The following is a 17,383-nucleotide window of genomic DNA, read 5'->3' on the forward strand; positions in this document are numbered from 1 at the left end:
CGCCCGGGCGGAGCCTCCGCCGCGCGGAGACGCCCGGCGCACGCCCGGCCTCACCACAGAATCTTCCATGCCCCCCGCCGTCGCCTCGCCGCCGGGCCCCCGCGACGCGCCGGGGGCATGCGACAGGTCGATCACCGGCGAACGCGGGCGGAGGCGGTCACCGGTGCACCTCCCCTGCCACGGTGACGCCGCGGTCGGCGGCCAGGCGCAGGAGGCGGCGGTGGGCGTCGGCGCCGGCGCGGCCGGCGGCGTCGTGCGGAACGGTGCGCAGCTCGCCGTCCGCGACCACGGTGCGCCCGCCGACCAGCACGCGCGCCACCGGCGGCGGCGGCCCGAACACCAGCGCGCACACCGGGTCGTCGATGGCGGCGGCGAACCCGCCGACCCGCCACAGCACGATGTCGGCCAGCTTGCCGGGTTCCAGGGTGCCGATCTCGTCCTCGCGGCCCAGGCAGCGGGCGCCGCCGAGCGTGCCGAGTTCCAGGGCCTGCCGGGCGGTGAGCGCGGCCGGGCCGTAGCGGGCGCGCTGGAACAGCAGGGCCTGCCGCACCTCCCCGGCGAGCGTGGTCAGCTCGCTGGAGGCGGCGCCGTCCACGCCGAGCCCGACGACCGCCCCGGCGCGCAGCATCTCCGACACCCGGGCGATGCCCGCGCCGAGGCGCCCGTTGGAGCTCGGGCAGTGGGCGGTGCCGGTGCCGGTGGCGGCGAAGCGCTCGATGTCGCGGTCGTGCAGGTGGACGGCGTGGGCCACCCAGACGTCGGGACCGAGCCAGCCGAGCTTGTCCATGTAGTCGACGGGCGTGCAGCCCATCTGGGCCAGGCAGTGCTCCTCCTCGTCGAGGGTCTCGCACAGGTGGGTGTGCAGCCGCACGCCCTTGTCGCGGGCGAGCGCCGCGGCCTCGGTCATCAGCTCCGCGCTCACCGAGAACGGCGAGCAGGGGGCGACGGCGACGCGCAGCATCGACCCCGGCGACGGGTCGTGGTAGGCGTCAACGGCCTCCGCCGTGGCGGCGAGGATCTCCGGGAGGCTCTCCACCACCTCGTCCGGGGGGAGGCCGCCCTGGGAGACGCCGCGGTCCATCGACCCGCGGCAGGGGTGGAAGCGCAGGCCGAGGTCCCGGGCGGCCTCGATCTCGGCGGCGAGCAGGTCGCCGCGGCCCTTCGGGAAGATGTAGTGGTGGTCGGTCGTGGTCGTGCAGCCGGACAGGGCGAGCCAGCCGAGCCCGGCGGTGGCCGCGCCCCTGACCACCTCGGCGTCCATGGCGGCCCACAGCCGGTAGAGCGCGGTCAGCCACTCGAACAGCGTGGCGTCCTGGGCCACGCCCTGGGAGGCCCACTGGTACAGGTGGTGGTGGGTGTTGACCAGCCCGGGGGTGGCCAGGCATCCGGCGCCGTCGACGCGGGCGGCGCCCGGGACGTCGGGGCCCGGGCCGGCGCCGATGGCGGCGATGCGGCCGTCCCGGACGAGGATGTGCCCGTGCGCGATCTCGGGTCCGGCGACGGGGGCGATCGCGACGTTCTCGATCAGCGTGTCCCCTCCGCCTCCGGGCTTGCCGCCGGTCGCGACCGTCTCGTGGCGGCCGGTCGCGTCCGTTCCGCGTCCGCCGGTCATCGGGCCGTCGGTCATCGGGCCGTCGGTCATCGGGCCGCCGCCTTGCGGGCGGCGGCCAGGCGTACCGCGTCGAGGATCTTCTCGTATCCGGTGCACCGGCACAGGTTGCCGGCCAGCGCCTCGCGGATCTCGGCGTCGGTGGGCTCGCCGACGCGCTCGATGAGGTCGTGCGCCTGGACCAGCAGGCCCGGCGTGCAGAAGCCGCACTGCACGGCGCCGCACTCGACGAAGGCCTCCTGCACCGGGTCCAGGCGCTCCCCGCCGGCCAGCCCTTCGACGGTGCGCACCTCGCGCCCCTCGGCCTGCCCGGCGGCCACCAGGCACGCGCACACGGGCAGGCCGTCCAGGTACACCGTGCACGAGCCGCACTCGCCCTGCTCGCAGGCGTTCTTGGCGCCCGGCAGGCCGACCCGCTCCCGCAGCACGTACAGCAGGCTCTCGCCCTCCCACACGCCGTCCACGGCCTCGGGCCTGCCGTTGACGGTGAGGTTCACGCGCATGCCGCCACCTTTCCTCGGTAGTCGTTCCAGGCCCAGGTGAGGGTGCGGCGGGCCATCACCGCGATCGCGTGGCGCCGGTAGGCCGCGGTGCCGCGCACGTCGTCGATGGGCGAGGCCGCCTCGGCCGCCAGCTCGCCGAACCGCGCGAGCAGCGCGCCGTCCAGGGGCGCGGCCCCGGTCCAGTCGAGCTCCCGGCCGGCGAACTCCTCGGCCGCGCGGGCCCGCCGGGGCGTCGGGGCGGCCGAGCCGACGCCGGTGCCGACGCGGCGCTCGTCCGGGTGCAGGGCCAGCGCGAACGAGCACACCGCGATCACCATGGCGTTGCGCGGGCCGACCTTGGAGAAGTACTGCGGCCCGGTGGCCGGGCGGGCGCGGAAGGCGCGGATCAGCTCGTCGGGTTCCAGCGCGCTCCGCTTGACGCCGAGGTAGAACTCCTCGGCCGGGATCAGGCGGGTGCCGCGGGCGGCGGACTCCACCTCGATGACGGCGTCCCCGGCGAGCAGCGGCGGGTGGCTGTCCCCGGCGGGGGACGCGGCGCCCAGATTGCCGCCGACCGAGCCGCGGTTGCGGATCTGCGGCGAGCCGACCGTGCGGGACGCCTGGGCCAGCCCGGGGAGCCGGTCGCCCAGCTCGGCGATGATCCGGGCGTAGGACACCCCGGCGCCGACCCGCAGCAGGCCGTCGGCGGTGACCTCCCACTCGCCGAGCTCGCCGACCGTGGTGAGGTCGAGCAGCGCCACCGGGCGCCGCACGTCGAAGTTGATCTCCACCATCACGTCGGTGCCGCCCTGGATGGGCACGGCGTCCGGGACGGCCGCCTTCGCGGCCAGGGCCTCGGCCCAGGTGGCGGGTCGCAGGAAGTCCAACGGTCGGCTCTCCTAGTCCCAGGCCGCGCCGGCGGGCGGGGCGTCGTCGTGCAGCACGGTTCCCTCGATGAGCCCGTAGGGCCGGTCGGCGGCGAAGTAGACCTCGTTGTCGTTGTCCAGGCCGAACGGCGCGAGATCGACCAGGAAGTGGTGCTTGTTGGGCAGTTCCAGCCGCACCTCGCAGATCTCCAGGCGCTCGCGCAGCACGCGCTCGCCCATGGCGAACAGGGTCTGCTGCAGGGAGAGGCTGTAGGTGCCGGCGAAGGCGTCCAGCAGGCAGCGCCGCGCCTGCCGGTAGGACTCGGCGTAGTCGCGGGACTCCTCCCCGGCCGGGAGCAGGTGCCGCCAGCGGGCGGTCACGGCGGTGGCCAGGACCCGGTCGGTGGCCGGGGGCAGCGTCGTGTACTCGTCCTTCGCGAACCCGTGGAACTCCGAGCCGGTGGAGTTCAGCAGCACCAGGTCACGCAGGCCGGACACCACCGTGGTGGCGCCGTCCCGGTCGTGGTGGACGACGCACGTGCGCACCTCGCCGCCCGAACGCGCGAACGAGTGCGGCCCGCGCCGCTTCCAGGAGTACTCCTCCACCACCACCCGGGCGTGGTGGATCGTGGGCTGCGAGCCGACGAAGTGGCGGGCCAGCAGCAGGGCGAACTCCTCGATCTCCCCGATGCCGTGCTTCTTGGCGAAGGCGTACACGGTGTTCTTCTGGGAGTCGGTCGGCAGCACGGCGGCGTTGTCGCCGCGCCGGTGCACCTCCTCCATCGCCCCCGACAGCGAGACGCCGACGTTGCAGTCCTTGAGGTGGTGCACCTCGCCGTCGCGGGTGACGCGCACGACGCGGGTCTCCGCCTTGCCGTAGCGGTTGGGTCCGAGCACGACGGCCATCGCTAGCTCCCCCGGTAGGTCGAGTAGGCGAACGGGCTCAGCAGCAGCGGCACGTGGTAGTGCGCGTCGGGGTCGCCGATGGCGAAGGTCACCACGACCTCGGGGTAGAAGGCCGCGACGCCGCTCACGGCGAAGTAGGACCCGGTGTCGAAGACCAGGCGGTGCACGCCCCGGCCGGGCTCGCCCTCGGGCAGCCAGTCGGCCAGGCGCCCGTCGCCGTCGGTCACGCCGGTGCCGACGACCCGGTCGCCCTGGAAAAGCGTGACCCGCACGCCCTCCGCGGGCCGGCCCCTGCTGGAGTCGAGCACATGCGTGGACAGGCTCACCTCCCCTCCTCCCCATCGTGCCCGTCGCGGCCGGCGGCTCCGCCGCGGCCCTCCCCGGAAGCCCACCCGCCGCCGTCACGGCCACCGCTGCCGCCGGGGCCGCCGGGATCGGGGCCGCCGTGGTCGGGGTCGGCGGGAGCGGGACCGCTGGGATCGGGGTCGGCGGGGTCACTCGAACTACCGGGATCGTCACCGTCGCCGGGGCCGGTCGCGAGCTTGACGGCCCGCAGCACGGCGATCTCGGCCAGCTCCTCGCGCACAACGGCCCGCTCGGTCTCCTCGTCGTTGCGCACCCTGGCCATGAGCCGGTCGGCCATCTCCTCCGCCGTGAGCCCGGTCGCGCAGACCAGGTACACATGCCCGAACCGCTGCTCGTAGAGCACGTTGCCCGCGGCGAGCTGGGCGAGCACCCTGCGGTCGGCGCCGGCCGTGCCGGACTGCTCGGCCCGCGACCAGGACGCCTCCCGCCCGCCGCCCGCGGCGCGGTCGCCGATGCGGGGATGGGCCGACAACGCCTCCAGCACCTGCGGCCAGCTCAGCCCGCGGACGGCCTCCCGCGCGGCGGCCGCCAGCGCGGCGGCGTCGGCGTAGGGCAGGCCGGCGGCGACGCGGCGCGCGAACGCGGGCGCGGCGCAGCAGCTCAGCAGTTCCCGTTCGGCCTCCGGCGGGCTGAGCGCGTTGAGGGCCGCCAGGCCGTCAGAGCCGGGTGTCACGTTCGGCATGGCAGCCAGTGAACAGCCGCGGGCGGGCGCGGTCCAGCGGCGGGATCTCCCAACTGGGGCAACGCATCGCCATGGTTTTTCGTGTCATGCTCCAACGCCGCCCGCGCGGGCCCGTCACGGCCGCCCGGCGCCTCCCCCGAGCATCCGGGCCGCTCCCATAAGCTGGAGGCATCATGACGGCAACCTCTCTCATCGGCGGCCACGCGCTGGTCGCGGGCGGTCTGGCCACGGGCGGCCTGCGCTACGCGGCCGAGATCGAAGCCGAGATCATCCAGGTGTTCGTGACCAACCCGCGCGGCTGGGCCCTCAACGCCGGCAAGCCCGCCGAGGACGCCGCGCTGCGCGAGTCGGGCGTCCCGGTGTTCCTCCACACGCCCTACCTGGTCAACATGGGGTCCCCGAGCGCCGACACGCTGGAGAAGTCCACCGCCAGCATCCGTCACGCGCTGGGGCGCGCGGTCGAGATCGGCGCGCTCGGCGTGGTCGTGCACACCGGGTCGGCGGTCAGCCAGTCGCGCGACGCCGCGATGCGCCAGCTCCACGAGCACCTGCTGCCGCTGCTGGACGAGATCCCCGAGCACGGGCCCGATCTGCTGCTGGAGCCGATGGCCGGCCAGGGGCAGATGCTCTGCGCCACCGTGCAGGACCTCGCCCCCTACCTGGACGCCCTGGAACACCACCCCCGGGCCAACGTGTGCCTGGACACCTGCCATGCCTTCTCCGCCGGGCACGACCTCGCCGCGCCCGGCGGGGTCGCCGAGATGCTCGACGCGCTGCACGCCGTGGCGCCGGGCCGGCTGAAGCTGGTGCACGCCAACGACTCCAAGGACGCCTGCGGCTCCAAGCGCGACCGCCACGAGAACATCGGCGCCGGTCACATCGGCGCGGGCGCCTTCGCCGAGCTGCTGCGCCACCCGGTCGCCGCCGGGGTCCCGTTCTGCATCGAGACGCCGGGCAAGGCCGACAAACACCGCGAGGACATCCAGCTCCTGAAGAAGCTCCGCGAGCCGGCGACGGCAGCGGCGGCCTCACACTGAACACAGGCCGGCCTACGACGGCCCCGCACTGAACACAGGCCAGCCGACGGCGACCCCGCACTGAACAGGCGAACCGACGGCGATTTTCCGCAGAGCAAGAGGCGAGCCTGCGACGATCTCCCGCTGAGCAACGGGCGAGCCTGGGGCGAATGCGCGCTGAGCAACGGGCGGCCTGCCCGGCGTCGGGGGCACGGCGCCGGGCAGGGTGTTCGCCAACGAGATCCGGCCGCCCCCCTTTGGGCCAGATCACGTGCGTAGGCCTCGCGGCCGATCGGCGAACACCCCGCCCCGCCCGGGCCGACGGGCCCTACCCCCCGGTGAGGGCCCGGCGACCCCGGCGTCCGCCGGCCGGCGCGCGGGCGCGCAGGCACGGCGTTCGCCGGTGGGTTCGCGTGACCAGGGTCCGTCCGGCCCTTAGGGGGCAGGTGTCCCCCCTGGTCACGCACTGTGGCTCTTCGACGGGCACGACATTACGTCGTGTCATCTGGGTCGCGCGGGCCCTTCGGGCGCCGCTCGCTGAGCGGTCAGTAGTCATCGATGTACGGAGCGTGTCCGCGCGACGAGCGGCGTCCCTGGTCCGACGAGCGGCGGGACGGGGGCTCGCGCCCGGGCCCGCTCGCCGCCCGCAGCCGCCGGACGCGCGGTCGGCGGCGCCCACGCCACACCCAGCGCCCACCCAGCGGACCCCCGGGCCCTCCGTGAGGGCCGCCCGCGCAGCCCGCTCCCGTACGGGACGCCGTTCTACGCCACGCCGTGTGGCGTCGTCCCAAGGGGCACGTGCGGCATCCGTCCTACGGGTCGCATGCAGTGCCGCCACCCCAAGGTGCACCGTGTGGCGCCTCCCAGCGGGTCACCGTGTCAGCGCCTCCCAAGGTGCACCGCGTCGCGCCTCCCAGCGGGTCGCCGTGTCAGCGCCTTCCAGGGGGCACCGTGTGGCGCCCCCCCAAGGCCACCCTGTACTGCCCCACCCGCCGCCACCCTGTAGTGCCTTCCAGGCGGCACCTTGTGGTGCCTTCCAGAGGCCGCCGTGTGGCCCGTTCCACAGGGCGGCGCCCTATGGGGCGCCGTCTTGTGGGGCGCGCTCCTGCGGCACGGGGTCATGCGGAGCGGTGTCGCCGGGAGCGCCGTCCTGAGGGGTGGTGGCGGGCTGCGGGCGGGGCAGGCCGCCCGCAGGCGACGGGAGGTCGGCCGGGCGCGGCAGCGGGGCGCGGAACTGCCGCACGAGCTGCTCGCGGACGCGGCGACTGTGGCGGCGGCTCACCGGGAGCGTCGTCTCGCCGACGCGAAGCACGATGCGGCCCTCGTCGAAGCGCATCTCGGTGACGTGCCGCGCCGACACCAGCGTGCTGCGGTGCACGCGGATGAACCCCGAGGACGCCCAGCGGCGCTCCAGGGCCGCCAGGGACATGCGCACCAGATGGGTGCCCTCGGCGGTGTGCAGGCGCACGTAGTCGCCGCTGGCCTCGGCGTAGGCGACGGCGTGCTGCGGCACGAAGCTCGTGCGCCCGCTCAGCTCGACCGGGATGACGTCGCCCTCCGCGGCCTCGGCGGCGCAGGGCCCGTAGGCGGCCTGCTCCAGGCGGCGCACCGCCTCGGCGACCCGGTCGGGACGCAGCGGCTTGAGCAGGTAGTCCACCGCCTCCAGCTCGAACGCCTGCACCGCGCGGTCGTCGTGCGCGGTGACGAAGACCAGCTTGGGCGGGCTGGGGAAGGCGCCGACCAGGCGGGCGAGGTCGAGGCCGTCGAGGCCGGGCATGCGGATGTCGAGGAAGACGCCGTCGAGCCGCTCGCCGGCACCGATCATCGCGACCATGTCCTGCAGCGCGGCGACCCCGTCCGAGGCCGTCAGCACTTGCTCGACGCGATTGTCCTGCCGGAGGAGATAGGCCAGCTCCGACAGCGCGTGCACCTCGTCGTCGACCGCCAAGACACGGAGCATGGAGACCAAACTGCCGTCAGGACCGCCTCGCGGGCAAGCCCTCTATCGACATTGAGTGGCGACCCGAATGCTTTCAGTTATAGTTTGGCCGGATTTTCGGCACCCGCATGCGCACCGTGGTGCCCTCGTCGGGCGCGGTGTCGATCACCAGCCCGTACTCCTGGCCGTAGATCTGGCGCAGCCGCACGTCCACGTTGGCCAGCCCGATGCCGCCCCCGCCGTCCCCGCTCGGCGGCTCGCCCGCCAGCAGGCGCCGCACCCGGCCCGGCTCCATGCCCGCGCCGTCGTCCTCGACGGTGATGTGGACCTCCTCGCCCGCGTCGCGCACCACGATGCTCACCTCGCCCGACCCGCCGCCGCGGCGGATGCCGTGGGTGATGGCGTTCTCCACCAGGGGTTGCAGGCACAGGAACGGCACCGGCACCGGCATGACCTCCGGGACGACGTCCACGACGAAGCGCAGCTTGTCGCCGAAGCGGGCCCGCTCCAGCAGCAGGTAGCGGTCGACGCAGGTCAGCTCGTCGGAGAGCGTGGTGAAGTCTCCGGCGCGGCGCAGGGCGTGCCGGGCGAAGTCGGCGAAGTCCAGCAGCAGCTCGCGCGCCCGGTCGGGCTCGGTGCGGGTGAAGGAGGCGATGGTGGCCAGGGAGTTGCACACGAAGTGCGGGGAGATCTGCGCGCGCAGGGCCCGGGTCTCGGCCTGCATCGCCCGCCGCCGGGTGGCGTCCAGCTCGGCCAGTTCGAGCTGCCCGGAGGCCCACCGGCCGACCTCGGTCACCGCCCGCACCAGGGGTGCGCCGACGTGCGGGTCGTAGGCGGCCAGCGCGCCGATGACCCGCCCGTCCACGGTTAGCGGCACCACGACGGCGCTGCGGATGGCGCAGTCGTCGGCCTCGCAGAACAGCTCGTCCCCTGCGACCAGGTGGGGCCGCCCACCGGCGAGGATGCCGTGGACGTGCCCGATGAGGTCGCGCACGTGCGCCTCGCCGGGCGCCTCCCACGCGCCGTCCCAGGCGAGCACCTGGTCGGTGGAGGTGACGGCGAGGGCGGCCGTGCCGGTCAGGGCGCGCAGGTGGCGCACGGCCCTGCGCGCGGAGTCGCGCGACAGCCCGGCCCGCAGGTAGGGCGCGGCCATCGCGGCGACGTGCAGCGCGGCGAAGGTGGCGTCGCCGGCCGGGCCGCCCTCCCCCGCCCGGCCGCCCGCGCCCGCATCGCCGCGACGGCGACGGCCCAGGCGGTACCCGGCCAGGCCGCTGAGGACGCACAGCAGCGCCCACCCGGTGTGCAGCATGCGGGCAACCGTAATCGGTCACCCGATGTGATCGTGTGGGAACCGGACGGCGGGCCCGCGCCGGCGTCAGAGGCGGGCCGAAGCCCGCACCGGCCCGGCCAGGGCGCGCGACCGGCTGTGCGGCGGCCACGCGAGCACCTCTCCGTACGGCGGCCGGCGGGGTCAGGCGGGGCCGTCGCCGGGTTCCTCCTGGTAGGCGTAGCGCTGTTCGCGCCAGGGGTCGCCCAAGTTGTGGTAGCCGCGTTCCTCCCAGAACCCGCGGCGGTCGGCGACCAGGTACTCCACGGCGCGCACCCACTTGACGCTCTTCCACGCGTACAGGTGGGGCACGACGACGCGCACCGGGAAGCCCCGCTCGGCCGACAGCGGCTTCTCGTCCAGTTCGAGGGCGAACAGGGTGGAGTCGCGCGCGAAGTCCGACAGGCGCAGGTTGGCGCTGTAGCCGTACTCACCCCAGATCATGACATGGGTGACCCCGGGGTCCGGGGGAACGGCCTCCAGCAGGGCGCCGGCCGGCACGCCTCCCCACTCGTTACCCATGATCGAGAACTTGGTGACGCAGTGGAAGTCGGCGATGAGGGTCACGCGCGGCAGGGCGGAGAACTCCGGCCAGGTGAAGCGGATCTCCTCCCCCGACGCCGTGGCTCCGAAGACCGACAGGTTCCAGCTCTCCGGCCGGAACCCGGGAACCCGGCCGTAGTGGAGGACCGGTCGGCCACGGGGGACGTACTGCCCGGGGGGCAGTCGAGTTTCCTCGGTTGGATCCGGCACGCAGCAATCCTGCCATCGCGCTGTCGGCCGCGCGGCATTGGCACCCCGTTAACCCGCCCGGGGTGGCGGCCCTCCCCCGGACGGCGGGACGATCCCATCCACCCACGGACGATCCACCGGCGGCCGTGCCGGCGCAGCGCCCGGCGGTCCCATCCCCCGCGGACGGTTCCCTCCACGGACGGCCCTGCCCTCGGTCGCACAGGACGGCCCTGCCGGCCGTACCTGCGCCGTCGCCGCCCACCGCTGGGGATGGGTTATGCTTGCGGCGATGCGTACCGCGTTGGAGTTTTGGTATGGCGACGGACCCGTGGAATCGGCCGATCGCCGTCAGACGCTGCGCTGACCGCCAGACGTCGACGAAGGCCCCGGGTCCTGATCAGGACCCGGGGCCTTCGTCGTTTTCCGGTATCGAACACCTCGACCGCGACCGCGGTCCGGAGAAAGGGCATCACATGGTCATCGTCATGGCCCCCGGGGCCACTCAGCAGGACGTCGACGCCATCGTCGACCTCGTCGCCACGGCCGGCGGTGATGCGTTCGTCAGCCGTGGCGTCAATCGGACGATCATCGGCCTGGTCGGCGACATCGCCCAGTTCATGAACCTGAACCTGGGCGGGATGAACGGCGTGGCCGACGTCATGCGCGTCTCGACCCCCTACAAGCTCGTGAGCCGGGACAACCATCCCGACCGGTCGACGGTCCGGGTCGGCGGGGTGCCGATCGGGCCGGACACGGTCACGCTGATCGCCGGGCCGTGCGCCGTGGAGACCCCCGACCAGACGCTCGCCGCCGCCCGCATGGCCGAGGCCGCCGGCGCGACCCTGCTGCGCGGCGGCGCGTACAAGCCCCGCACCTCCCCCTACGCCTTCCAGGGGCTCGGCGAGGCAGGGCTGCGCATCCTGGCCGACGTGCGCGCCGAGACCGGACTGCCCATCGTGACCGAGGTGGTGGACGCCCACGACGTCGAACTCGTCGCCTCCTACGCCGACATGCTCCAGGTCGGCACGCGCAACGCGCAGAACTTCGCGCTGCTGCAGGCCGTCGGGTCGGTGGGCCGGCCGGTCATGCTGAAGCGCGGCATGAACGCCACGATCGAGGAATGGCTCATGGCGGCCGAGTACATCGCCCAGCGCGGCAACCTGGACATCGTCCTGTGCGAGCGCGGCATCCGCACGTTCGAGACCGCGACGCGCAACACCCTGGACATCTCGGCCGTGCCGGTGGCCCAGCGGCTGTCGCACCTGCCGGTCATCGTCGACCCCTCGCACTCGGGCGGCCGCCGCGACCTGGTGCTCCCGCTGACCCGCTCGGCGATCGCCGTGGGGGCCGACGGTGTGATCATCGACGTGCACCCGACCCCCGAGCAGGCGCTCTGCGACGGCCCCCAGGCGCTCGTGGACGGCGACCTGGCCGAACTGGCCGCCATCGCGCGCGACTTCCCCCCGCTGATGAACCGCACCCTGGCCACCAAGCTCGCCCCGGTGGTCTAGAACGGCCGGCGCCGGCCGGTCAGACCGCGGCGGGCGCGGCCGGCGCGGCGTCCACTGCGGGCGCGGCATCTGCGGCCGGCGCGGCGTCCAGGGCGTCCGCGGCGTTCGGGCTCCGACGGACGCCCACGGGCGCGCCGTCCAGCTTGTACTCCTGGATGGAGTCGGCGAGCTGGACGGCGAGCTCCTCGGCGTCCAGGCGCTTCTCGATCTGCCGCAGGTCGGCGATCTTGGCGGCGGTCTCGGCGCGGCGCGGGGTCAGCAACGTGCAGCAGTCCTCGTCGGGCAGTTCGGAGATCTGCAGGGTGCCGATGCGCCGCGCCTCCGCCATGATCTCGGTCTTGTCCATGCCGATGAGCGGGCGCAGGATCGGAAGCTCCACGGCGTCGTCCAGCGCCGTGATGTTCTGCAGGGTCTGCGAGGAGACCTGGCCGAGGGAGTCGCCGGTGACCAGCACGTTGCGGCGCAGGCGGTGGGCGACCTCCTCCGCGGTCTTGAGCATCAGGCGGCGCTGCGCCACGACCTGCAGGCGGTCGGCGCCGGATGCCTTGAGCGACTGCTGCGCCTTGCCGAACGGCACCACGAACAGCCGCGCGTTCCCCTGGAACTTGCTCAGCGCCCGCACGAGGGCGTACGCCTTGTAGATCGACTCCGAGGTGGTGAACGGGATGCCGGAGAAGTGCAGGAAGTCGACCTGCAGGCCGCGCCGCAACATGCGGTAGGCGGCCACCGGGGAGTCGATGCCGCCGGACATCAGCACCAGGCCGCGCCCACTGGTGCCCACCGGCAGGCCGCCCTGGCCGGGCAGGCCGTCGGTGAAGACGAACACCTCGTCCCTGTCGACCTCGATGTTCACGGTGAGCTCGGGGTTCTTCAGGCGCACGGGCAGGCCGTACTTGTCGTTGATCTCGCCGCCGACCATGCGGTCGAGCTCGTTGGAGCGCAGCGGGAAGCGCTTGTCGCGGCGGCGGGAGCGCACGGCGAAGGTGGCGCGGCGCTCGACCTCGGGGCGGCCGGCGACCAGTTCGAGCGCGGCGGCGGTGACCGCCTCGGGGTCCTTGGCGACCCGCCAGGCCCGGTGCACCCAGACCAGCCCGATCACGTCGGTGAGACGCTCGGCGATGGCGTCGGCGGTCTCCACGCCGGTTCCCTCGGGCAGCAGGATGGCGATGACGCCGTGGCGCTGCCGCACGTCGACCTTGACGCCGAAGCCCTTCAGCGCCGCCTTGATGTTGGCCTGCAACTGCCGCTCGAACAGCTCGCGGTTCCTGCCTTTGAGGACGACCTCGCCCAGTTTGAGCAGCACGCAGGGCTCACCTAGAGCTGACGGGGGCACGACGGACATGGGGCTGCCTCCGGCGGGGATGGTGGAGTCGGGTGGGGACACGTGCCGGCGGAAGGTCCTCCCGCGCTGCGCACCCCTCAATTTATCCCTTATCTAGGGCCGGCGGTCCCGTCCGCCGCCGGCGGTGGCCGCCATCGGACCCGGCGAGAGGGCCGTCCGACGGAAACGGCCACCGGGATCTCGTCTTTCCGGGCTCAAGAAATTCCATGAAACGGCTGGACCGATTACTGTTCCGAGCAGTGCTCATCATCCGGAAAGATCCGGATTACCCGCCGTAGATCATCTTTATCCTCAAGGACGCCCAGTGTCGCATATTGACCACTTCGCGCAAGGAATATTCACTCCGCTGGCCGCGTACGTGATGTCGGTCATCGGATCATTTCTGAGTCTGCTACTGGCGAGCCGGGCACGCGGGACGCACGGCGGCGCCCGCCTGCAGTGGCTGTCCGGCGCCGCGCTCGCGCTCGGCGGCACCGGCATCTGGGTGATGCACTTCGTCGCCATGATGGGATTCCGCGTCCCGGGCACGGCGATCACCTACGACGTCCCGCTCACCATCGTGTCCGCCCTGGTGGCCGTCGTCATCGTCGGCGTCGGCCTGGCCGTGGTCTCGTGGTCGGGCGAGCGCCTGCCCGCGCTGCTCGGCGCGGGGCTGCTCACCGGGCTCGGGGTCGCCGCCATGCACTACCTCGGCATGGCCGCCATGAACATGGCCGCCGTCAAGCACTACGCCGCGCTGCCGGTCGCGGCGTCGGTGCTGATCGCGGTGGTGGCCTCGACCGTTGCGCTGTGGTTCAGCCTGCGGGTGGAGGGACTGCTCGCGACCACGGGCGCCGCGCTCATCATGGGCGTCGCGGTCACCGGCATGCACTACACCGGCATGTTCTCGCTCAGCGTCACAGTGGATCGCTCCAACACCGGCCAGGCGCTCGCCGGCGCGACCGCCATGAGCTTCCTGCTGCCGCTCCTCATCGGGATCAGCCTGGTCACCCTGGTCCTGCTGCTGGTGGTGACGCTGGCGCCGTCCCGGGAGGAACTGGAGAGCGAGACCAGGCTGCTCGCCCAGATCGAGGAGCAGCGTGCGCGGGCCGGCGCCCCCGCCCCGGTGGCGGCGCCCCCGTCCCGGCCGCAGCCGCCGGGCGCCGGGTCCCTGTTCCAGCGGCGTGACGGGCGGGAGCCCTGAGACGCGACCCACGCGAAAGGCGGACAAGGAAAACCGCCCCTGGCCGTGACGGCCGGGGCGGTGGACGCACGCGGGCGTGCCGTGCGGCGGGCCGGCGCTGCCGGCGCGGGCCCGCCGGCGCGACCCGGGGCGGATCAGCCGAAGAAGACCTCGGCCTCCTCGTAGCGGGACACCGGCACGGTCTTCAGCTCGGAGGTGGCGGCGTCCAGGCCGACCCGGACGATGTCGGTGCCGCGCAGCGCGACCATCTTGCCGAAGTCGCCCTCGTGGGCGGCGTCGATCGCCTGCAGGCCGAAGCGGGTGGCGAGCACGCGGTCGAAGGCGCTCGGGGTGCCGCCGCGCTGGACGTGGCCGAGCACGGTCGTGCGGGCCTCCTTGCCCGTGCGCTTCTCGATCTCGCGGGCGAGCTGCTCGCCGATGCCGCCGAGGCGGACGTGGCCGAAGGCGTCCAGCTCGCCGGCCTGCAGCGCCATCTGGCCCTCGACCGGGTGCGCGCCCTCGGCGACCACGATGATGGGCGAGTAGCGGATCTTGAAGCGGCTCTCGACGTACTCGCAGACCTTGTCGATGTCGAAGGGCTTCTCGGGGATCAGGATGACGTTGGCGCCGCCCGCCATGCCGGCGTGCAGGGCGATCCATCCGGCGTGCCGCCCCATGACCTCGCAGATCAGCGCGCGGTGGTGGGACTCGGCCGTGGTGTGCAGGCGGTCGATCGCCTCGGTGGCGATGTTGACGGCCGTGTCGAAGCCGAAGGTGTAGTCGGTGGCGTTGAGGTCGTTGTCGATCGTCTTGGGCACGCCGACGACGTTGACCCCGCGGTCGAACAGCTGCTTGGCGACGCCCAGGGTGTCCTCGCCGCCGATGGCGATCAGCGCGTCGACGCCGGTGTCCGCCAGGTTCTGCTTGATGCGGTCGACCCCACCGTCGATCTTGATGGGGTTGGTGCGCGACGAGCCGAGGATCGTGCCGCCGCGCGGGAGGATGCCGCGCACGGTCGAGATCTCCAGCGGCATCGTCTCGCCCTCGAGCGGGCCGCGCCAGCCGTCACGGAAGCCCACGAACTCGTGGCCGTGGACGCCGATGCCCTTGCGGACGACGGCGCGGATGACCGCGTTCAGTCCGGGGCAGTCTCCGCCTCCTGTGAGCACGCCGATACGCATGACGGGTTCCTCCCGATGGGGTACGCATTGAGGTTACGGGTGAGATGCATGGCCGCCGTGGACGCTTCGCGGGCTCCTGTGGCCGCCGACGTACAGATTTTGCCCCAGCCCGCCTAATTGGTCTAGACCAAGCGGTGGGAGGCCAATCTCACCCTACCGGTGCGACTCAGATCGACAGGGCGAGTACGCAGGAAGGGCTGCCGATCTTGTAGACCTCGCCGGTGGGCACGGGGATGCCGTCGCGCAGCTCGAAGGTCGCGACCGCGTCCGACCGCTGGTTGGCGACGTACATGCGCTCGCCCGCCACGGCGAAGTGGCGCGGCCACAGGCCGCCCGACCCGACCTCGGCCACCTGGGTCAGCGCGGCCGGCTCGCCGCCCTCGGGCCCCACCTCGAAGACGCCGATGGTGTCGGGCCCGCGGTTGGCGACGTACAGGTGCCGGCCGTCGGCGGACAGCTCGACGTGGGAGACGTAGTTCGGCCCGGTCACGTGGCTGGCCGGGGTGCGCGCGAGCTCGCGCCAGGAGGCGTCGTAGACCGCGACCGTCCCGTCCAGCTCGCAGCCCACGTACCAGCGGCCCTCGCGGTGGACCATGTGGCGCGGCCCGCTGCCCGGCTTCAGCCGCACCGGGCCCTCCGGGTGCTCGGCGGGCCCGCCGCCGAGCAGGTGGCGCCGCACCTCGTCGGTGCCGAGGTCGGTGACGTGCAGCACGGCCCCGGGACCGAACACCGCCTGGTGGGCGTGCGGCTCGGCCTGGCGGGCCGGGTCGGGGCCGTGGCCCTCGTGGGGGAACAGCTTGGGCGGGCCCTGGAACAGGCCGGAGCTGCCGAGCCGGTAGACCGCCACCGTGCCGTCGCCGTAGTTGGCGACCGCGAGCCAGGTGCCGGTCGGATCCACGGCCAGATGGCAGGGGTAGGACCCGCCGCTCGTGCCGTCGGCGAGCGGCGCGGGACCCTGCGGGTCGGCGGAGTAGGCGGCCACTCCGCCCTCCTCGCACTCCAGCGCCGCGTACAGCACGGGCAGCCGGGGGTGCAGGGCCAGGAACGACGGTCCGGGGGCCTCGGTCTCGGCCAGGGCCCGCAGGGCGCCGTCGGCCTCCCTGCGGACGACGCTCAGGCCGGGGCCCGTCCCCCCGGTGGCCGGTGTGTATCCGCCGATGTAGAGCAGCTCGCGCCCGGATGTCATGTGATCGACGATACCGTCACGCACCCGCTCCGACCTTGATCGGGGTCCCCGTGCCGCCCCGCGTCACCGGGCGCGGAGAGCGGCCGGGAGTGATCGGGTCTGGACGCACGACCCGTCCTTATGTTTGACTCTGTCAACGAATTACTTGATTGGAGCAACGGTATGGAGGAGCTCGTCGGCCGGGTGCGCGGGTTCAACCGTTTCTACACCCGCCTCATCGGCGTCCTGGGCGCCGGAATGCACGACACGCCGTACTCCCTCACCGAGGCGAGGGTGCTCTACGAGCTGGGCAAGAAGGACGCGACAGAGACCGGCGAGCTGCGCAGGATGCTCGACCTGGACGCCGGCTACCTCAGCCGCATGCTCGCCCGGTTCGAGGCCGACGGCCTGGTCACGCGCGAGCGCTCCGCCGCGGACGCCCGGCGGCAGGTCGTCCGGCTCGGTGAGCGGGGCCAGGCGGTCTGGCGGACGCTGGACGACGCATCGGCCACCGGGGTGCGCGCCCTGCTCGAACCTCTCTCGGAGGAGGACCGGCGGCGCCTCATCGCCGCCATGACCACCGTGCGGCAGGTCCTCGCCGACCGGCCCGCCCCGGACCGCTATGTCATCCGCCCGCCCCGGCCCGGGGACCTCGGCTGGATCGTCCACCGCCACGGCGTGCTGTACGCCGAGGAGCACGGCTGGGACGAGACGTTCGAGGCGCTGACCGCCCGCATCGTCGCCGAGTACGTCGAGGACCACGACCCGCGGCGCGAGGCCGTCTGGATCGCCGAGGTGGACGGCGAGCCCGCCGGCTCGGTGTTCTGCGTCAGGAAGGACGACCGCACGGCCCAGCTCCGCCTGCTGCTGGTCGAGCCGTCCGCGCGCGGCATGGGCATCGGCGGCCGGCTGGTCGAGGAATGCCTGGCCTTCGCCAAGCGGACCGGCTACGAGCGCATCGTGCTCATGACCGTCGACGAACTGGCCACCGCCCGCCGCGTCTACCAGCGGGCCGGCTTCACCCTCGACGAGCAGTGCACCAAGCGCGCCTACGGCACCAAGGTCACCGAACAATACTGGTCCCGCTCCCTCTGACC

At 73.5% G+C, this 17,383-nt stretch carries 16 protein-coding genes; 4 read left to right on the forward strand and 12 right to left on the reverse strand.

Going from position 1 to position 17,383, the window contains the following annotated elements; translation table 11 throughout:
• Positions 1-157: 157 nt before the first annotated feature.
• The 6 genes from ABZT47_RS18980 to uraD are packed head-to-tail and all read right to left on the reverse strand — an operon-like array spanning position 158 to position 4,911.
• On the reverse strand, positions 158-1,642 hold the full coding sequence (locus tag ABZT47_RS18980; protein ID WP_354843294.1) for an 8-oxoguanine deaminase: 1,485 nt from the start codon (positions 1,640-1,642) through the stop codon (positions 158-160).
• Positions 1,639-2,112 (reverse strand): (2Fe-2S)-binding protein, encoded by a 474-nt coding sequence (locus tag ABZT47_RS18985; protein ID WP_354843297.1) that lies wholly within the window; start codon positions 2,110-2,112, stop codon positions 1,639-1,641. Before ABZT47_RS18985 ends, ABZT47_RS18980 begins: the two co-directional genes overlap by 4 nt.
• Positions 2,103-2,978 carry an FAD binding domain-containing protein gene (locus ABZT47_RS18990; RefSeq protein ID WP_354843299.1) on the reverse strand — a complete coding sequence of 292 codons (876 nt, stop codon included), beginning with the start codon at positions 2,976-2,978 and terminating at the stop codon, positions 2,103-2,105. The genes ABZT47_RS18985 and ABZT47_RS18990 overlap by 10 nt, the downstream gene beginning before the upstream one ends.
• A 12-nt stretch (positions 2,979-2,990) precedes the next feature.
• Complete coding sequence (gene pucL / locus ABZT47_RS18995) at positions 2,991-3,863, reverse strand: factor-independent urate hydroxylase (protein ID WP_354843301.1); 873 nt, start codon at positions 3,861-3,863, stop codon at positions 2,991-2,993.
• Positions 3,864-3,865: 2 nt separating this feature from the next.
• Positions 3,866-4,189 carry a hydroxyisourate hydrolase gene (uraH, locus tag ABZT47_RS19000; protein WP_354843304.1) on the reverse strand — a complete coding sequence of 108 codons (324 nt, stop codon included), beginning with the start codon at positions 4,187-4,189 and terminating at the stop codon, positions 3,866-3,868.
• Entirely contained in the window at positions 4,186-4,911 is a 726-nt protein-coding gene (gene uraD, locus ABZT47_RS19005; RefSeq protein ID WP_354843307.1) for a 2-oxo-4-hydroxy-4-carboxy-5-ureidoimidazoline decarboxylase, read from the reverse strand. Before uraD ends, uraH begins: the two co-directional genes overlap by 4 nt.
• Positions 4,912-5,084: 173 nt before the next feature.
• Here uraD and ABZT47_RS19010 point away from each other — a divergent pair, with 173 nt between their 5' ends.
• Positions 5,085-5,948, forward strand: coding sequence for a deoxyribonuclease IV (locus ABZT47_RS19010; RefSeq protein ID WP_354843310.1), 864 nt, complete (start codon positions 5,085-5,087; stop codon positions 5,946-5,948).
• A 1,054-nt stretch (positions 5,949-7,002) separates the two neighbouring features.
• On the opposite strand, the gene ABZT47_RS19015 is transcribed toward ABZT47_RS19010, so the two are convergent.
• The 3 genes from ABZT47_RS19015 to ABZT47_RS19025 all read right to left on the reverse strand — a co-directional run bounded on the left by ABZT47_RS19015 (position 7,003) and on the right by ABZT47_RS19025 (position 9,946).
• The gene (locus ABZT47_RS19015; protein WP_354843313.1) at positions 7,003-7,887 is read right to left on the reverse strand and encodes a LytTR family DNA-binding domain-containing protein; all 885 of its coding nucleotides are present in this window, start codon (positions 7,885-7,887) and stop codon (positions 7,003-7,005) included.
• A 73-nt stretch (positions 7,888-7,960) separates the two neighbouring features.
• Entirely contained in the window at positions 7,961-9,175 is a 1,215-nt protein-coding gene (locus ABZT47_RS19020) for a histidine kinase (protein ID WP_354843316.1), read from the reverse strand.
• Positions 9,176-9,337: 162 nt separating this feature from the next.
• Entirely contained in the window at positions 9,338-9,946 is a 609-nt protein-coding gene (locus ABZT47_RS19025) for a sulfite oxidase-like oxidoreductase (protein ID WP_354843318.1), read from the reverse strand.
• Between the two features lie 452 nt (positions 9,947-10,398).
• On the opposite strand from ABZT47_RS19025, the gene aroF reads away from it, so the two are divergent.
• A complete protein-coding gene (gene aroF, locus ABZT47_RS19030) occupies positions 10,399-11,436 on the forward strand; it encodes a 3-deoxy-7-phosphoheptulonate synthase (RefSeq protein ID WP_354843321.1) in 1,038 nt (345 codons plus the stop codon).
• 19 nt (positions 11,437-11,455) lie between these two features.
• Here aroF and thiI read toward each other — a convergent pair whose 3' ends face one another.
• On the reverse strand, positions 11,456-12,778 hold the full coding sequence (thiI, locus tag ABZT47_RS19035) for a tRNA uracil 4-sulfurtransferase ThiI (protein ID WP_354843324.1): 1,323 nt from the start codon (positions 12,776-12,778) through the stop codon (positions 11,456-11,458).
• Positions 12,779-13,082: 304 nt separating this feature from the next.
• Between thiI and ABZT47_RS19040 the strand changes: the two genes are divergently transcribed.
• Positions 13,083-13,961: an MHYT domain-containing protein gene (locus ABZT47_RS19040; protein WP_354843327.1), complete on the forward strand. Its 879-nt coding sequence runs from the start codon at positions 13,083-13,085 to the stop codon at positions 13,959-13,961.
• 134 nt (positions 13,962-14,095) lie between these two features.
• Here the strand turns inward: ABZT47_RS19040 and ABZT47_RS19045 are convergent, their stop codons facing one another.
• Both ABZT47_RS19045 and ABZT47_RS19050 read right to left on the reverse strand, forming a co-directional pair.
• Positions 14,096-15,121, reverse strand: a complete 1,026-nt coding sequence (locus ABZT47_RS19045; RefSeq protein WP_354843330.1) for a 6-phosphofructokinase — start codon at positions 15,119-15,121, stop codon at positions 14,096-14,098.
• 166 nt (positions 15,122-15,287) lie between these two features.
• A complete protein-coding gene (locus tag ABZT47_RS19050; RefSeq protein WP_354843333.1) occupies positions 15,288-16,307 on the reverse strand; it encodes a lactonase family protein in 1,020 nt (339 codons plus the stop codon).
• Between the two features lie 162 nt (positions 16,308-16,469).
• Between ABZT47_RS19050 and ABZT47_RS19055 the strand changes: the two genes are divergently transcribed.
• Entirely contained in the window at positions 16,470-17,381 is a 912-nt protein-coding gene (locus tag ABZT47_RS19055; protein ID WP_354843336.1) for a helix-turn-helix domain-containing GNAT family N-acetyltransferase, read from the forward strand.
• Positions 17,382-17,383 lie beyond the last annotated feature (2 nt).

The organism is Sphaerisporangium sp. NPDC005289, from assembly GCF_040607455.1.
Classification (GTDB): domain Bacteria; phylum Actinomycetota; class Actinomycetes; order Streptosporangiales; family Streptosporangiaceae; genus Sphaerisporangium; species Sphaerisporangium rhizosphaerae.